Below are 3528 nucleotides of genomic sequence, written 5' to 3'. Positions count from 1 at the left end.
TATTTTTATCATTAATATTAAAATTGACATAATTTTCTTTTTTTAAATTTATTGGAATAGAGTTATTAAATAAATTAGTAACATCAAAAAAAAGCTCTGCATTATTTTCAAAATTTTTTTTCATCCACAACACATCGCGACTCTTACTGTAATCACATGATTGCAGCAGTTGTAAAAGTATTAAACCAAGTAATATTTGCATTAAATATTTCATACCTGTTATTTTAATTATTTTACAAATCGTTTTGTATAGCTTTTAAATACATGTACTCACATATATAAACAAGCAATCCTAAGCCTATATATAAGAATCTCTCATAAGGCATAGATGAAACGCTCCACCAATTATATACAAAAAACAACAGAAATGCGATGCTTAATGTACCAAACAAGATTCTATTAAACTTATTATTACCATAGACCATAAATGTAAAGATATAACCTACAATATATAACATATCATTATAAATATACAATAAGCTTAGTGCTATATCAGTTTCACCTCTAAAAAACACATGGAATATATGTGATATAATAATGTATGCAACCAATCCTATTATTATAGAATATATTTTTTGTTGTTTCATATCTTATTCCTCTTATTTTTCTTTTTGATAGTGTATGCCCGCATATTTTTAGGAGAATAACTTGTAACACGAGAGAAGACTACTATCAATACCCAAAACGTTGTATTTGTTTCTTATTTCTGAGGTTTTTTATTCAATAAATAAATTACGCCATCGTGTCTTATCATCATACAAACTTTATATGAGTCATCAAAAATTATTATGTCATCAACTGATGGATACCATATATCACTAAAATATTTAACGATATCATTAAAGTCAAAACGGTCTATTGCATAAAAATAATCCCAACATACATAAAGATGTGTGGGCAACTGCCTCTTGCAAATTTCGGATATTAAACAACCCAAATCAAAATTTTTATCTTCTGCGTTTGTGAAGTTTACCGGGATGCCCTTATCTTGAATAATGTCAAAGACTTGGTTTCGCTCTTGTTTCTCCATATTATATGCCGAATAAAACGAGGCAAAAACCTTATCACATTCTGCTTTGGAGAGTGTGACAACATTCATGGTCTGACTGCTGTGCTCCTTTTTGAAAAAATCGAATTTGAATTGTTCCATATATTTTGTTTTGCTTTCGCAAAAATACAATTATTTTGCGAAAGCGCATCTGATTTTCAGAAGAAATACCCTCCACTCTCTTTTTTATTTTTATATCCATGGTCTTCAAAGAGTTTGGCGGTGTCAGATTGCTTCCATTCAGCGAATACGTTGCCCTTGGCTAAACGTATGCTGTTCACGATGTCGATGATGCTTGGTATCGGGTATTCACCGATGCGGAGGATAGAGAACTCGATGGCAGAGATGCGCTGACACATCCGCTTGTATTGAGCGGTGTCGAGAGTCATGTTCCACTTGTTGAGAGCGTTGGCCGTGCGAAGCATGTCCATGAGTTCTGGACTGAAGAACTCCGTTTCAAGGCGGTGCTCAATGGTGAGTAACTTGGCACGAGTGTCCTGGTATCGCAGCCAGATATGGTCAGCAAAGCCCAACTGGTACACAATGCTGAGCGTAGGAAACATTGTGGCAGCGAAGTAATTGAACTGCTCCGAAGCAGTCCAATGGTGGGCATCCGGAAGCATGGTGAGGATAACGGCAAGCGCATCGTCGCGTTGCTTTTCGAGAGACAGAAGAAGCCTCTCGATGCGCTCCTTCGATGCCGGTATTACATTCTGATTGCTGACGATGCCGAATCCGTTAGGCGTAAGGATAAGGTCGAGCTGTGGCACTGCGTGCAACATTGCCTCTGCAGCCGTGATGATACGGCAGTAGTGCAGGAGCGGTGTGCTGTCAGAGTATGTGCGGATGCGACTCATCGTGTCGGATGAGACGAAAGTGTCGGTAAGCCATTGCTCCGCTTGTAAGAGGTGATACTGTATCTTGTCAAAAAGAGAAAGTTCACCAGCTACCGCTTTGAGCGTGTTGGGGACGTACTTCTTTAGAGTATCGTTGTCATTTATCAGCATTGCCATTGTCTTTGGATTTATTGAGTGAAACTTGCTTTGCGTCCTTATTTTCATCGAGCGTGGTGAGCTGGATGAATGGGCAGTCCGGCTTGACCGCAGTCCACTTGTTGAAGCGGATGATCAGTCGGTGAACGGAGAAGAGAAGGTCGTGGTAAGGCTTCTGTAGAGCCTGGGCGATGGTGTAAAGTTCTCGCTTGTCGCTGCCTGAGTTGTTGGTCTGCGACTTGCCTGGCACCGAGCCTACGAGGTTGGAGTGGACGCGCATGGTAAAGCACATCATGTTGATGGCTTCGACGATGTCCGTAGCCCAGTCGCCACCCTCCTTGTCGGTCTCGATTTTGTTGATGGCCACATCGTGCTGCTCCTCGCCGTTGGGTGAAACATAGAACGTAGAGAAGAGCACCTTTCCGCTGTTCTCCATGCCAGTGAGGAAGTTGATGATGTTGTCCTTCTCCTCGTTGACACGCTCCTGCTGCTTGACACGGTCAGTAATGCCCTCGACCTTGAAGATGTTGTTCCAAAACGAGTTGGCAATCTCGATGTGGTACTTTATGGGCGCGGAGTTTCGGAGCTTCGCTTCCTTAGCAATGCCGATGAGCTGCTTGATGTTGAACCACTTTCCTTTGAATAAAGCTGCGTAGTACGGTATTGGATAATACGTGTTGTCGGGGGTAGGAATACGGCTGATGACAGCGAACTTCTTGATTTTCTTCCCTCTGTTCTGAAGGTCGGTGAATGGCGACTGCGGATTAAGAAGTTCGATACGCTCTATGTCCTCCGGACTGACCGTATTACGCCAGTTGGCATAGAGGATGTAAGGTATCACGCCCGACTTGTCGGCAGGAGCAAAGCGGACATAGCACGCCTGTTTGCGGACGATGCGGACGATGCGACTGGCATCCTCATTGAGGATGATCACGCTGACGCAAAAGCCGAAGTGCTTGAAGTCCTGGCACACGCCGAGGAAGTAACTTGCGAGGTCGTTGTCCAGCATAAAGTCATCCACTTGCGCTTGCACTTGTGCGGTGGCAAGCTCTGTGTCATAGACAAGTCCGCTTCCATAGCAGACTTCAGCGTTGAACATCTGGCAAGTGCTCATCGTCTCGTCAGACTCGATGAGATCAATGATGTTGTACGGCATCTGGTTGTCACCTCCCCACGGGATGTACTTCATCTTGTCGTTGATGATGATTGGTGCGATGTTGTGCTCCTCCTTAAAGACTTCAGATGTCTTGGAGGTGAAGGCTGCGGAGGCGTGGGTGCCGGGGATGGTGACAACGGATGTTGGTGGAATAAATGAAAAATCGCTCATATCTTGTTTTTTTAGGGCAAAGATATGAGCGATTGGGAGGTGGGGAAAAGACAAGGCTAATTCTTAATTCCTTAGGAATTATATGCTTTTATATTAAAAGGCTAATCTTTAATGCGTGAAAATCAATCGTGGTTTATACGAAAAGTTCTAAAATAACGTTA

The 3528-nt window shown here is 42.4% G+C and carries 4 protein-coding genes; all 4 read right to left on the bottom strand.

Annotated elements, in window-relative coordinates; genetic code table 11:
- A partial coding sequence (locus tag KTQ90_RS12925) for a hypothetical protein (protein ID WP_217318767.1) occupies window positions 1–214 on the bottom strand: 214 nt, incomplete at its 3' end.
- A 486-nt stretch (window positions 215–700) separates the two neighbouring features.
- Entirely contained in the window at window positions 701–1150 is a 450-nt protein-coding gene (locus KTQ90_RS12920) for a hypothetical protein (RefSeq protein ID WP_217318766.1), read from the bottom strand.
- A 56-nt stretch (window positions 1151–1206) separates the two neighbouring features.
- A complete protein-coding gene (locus KTQ90_RS12915) occupies window positions 1207–2061 on the bottom strand; it encodes a DUF6712 family protein (protein ID WP_217318765.1) in 855 nt (284 codons plus the stop codon).
- Window positions 2042–3367 (bottom strand): hypothetical protein, encoded by a 1326-nt coding sequence (locus KTQ90_RS12910; protein ID WP_254359715.1) that lies wholly within the window; start codon window positions 3365–3367, stop codon window positions 2042–2044. The genes KTQ90_RS12915 and KTQ90_RS12910 overlap by 20 nt, the downstream gene beginning before the upstream one ends.
- Window positions 3368–3528: the final 161 nt, after the last annotated feature.

Source organism: Leyella stercorea, from assembly GCF_019052365.1.
Taxonomy (GTDB): domain Bacteria; phylum Bacteroidota; class Bacteroidia; order Bacteroidales; family Bacteroidaceae; genus Prevotella.
The sequence above is the reverse complement of the archived record's forward strand: the minus strand, read 5'-3'. Positions and strand labels throughout refer to the sequence as shown.

Excerpts from the sequence above, each read along its gene's own strand:
- KTQ90_RS12915 (WP_217318765.1), bottom strand. The coding sequence starts at position 2,061 with ATGGCAATGCTGATAAATGACAACGATACTCTAAAGAAGTACGTCCCC.
- KTQ90_RS12910 (WP_254359715.1), bottom strand. The coding sequence starts at position 3,367 with ATGAGCGATTTTTCATTTATTCCACCAACATCCGTTGTCACCATCCCC.
- KTQ90_RS12920 (WP_217318766.1), bottom strand. The coding sequence starts at position 1,150 with ATGGAACAATTCAAATTCGATTTTTTCAAAAAGGAGCACAGCAGTCAG.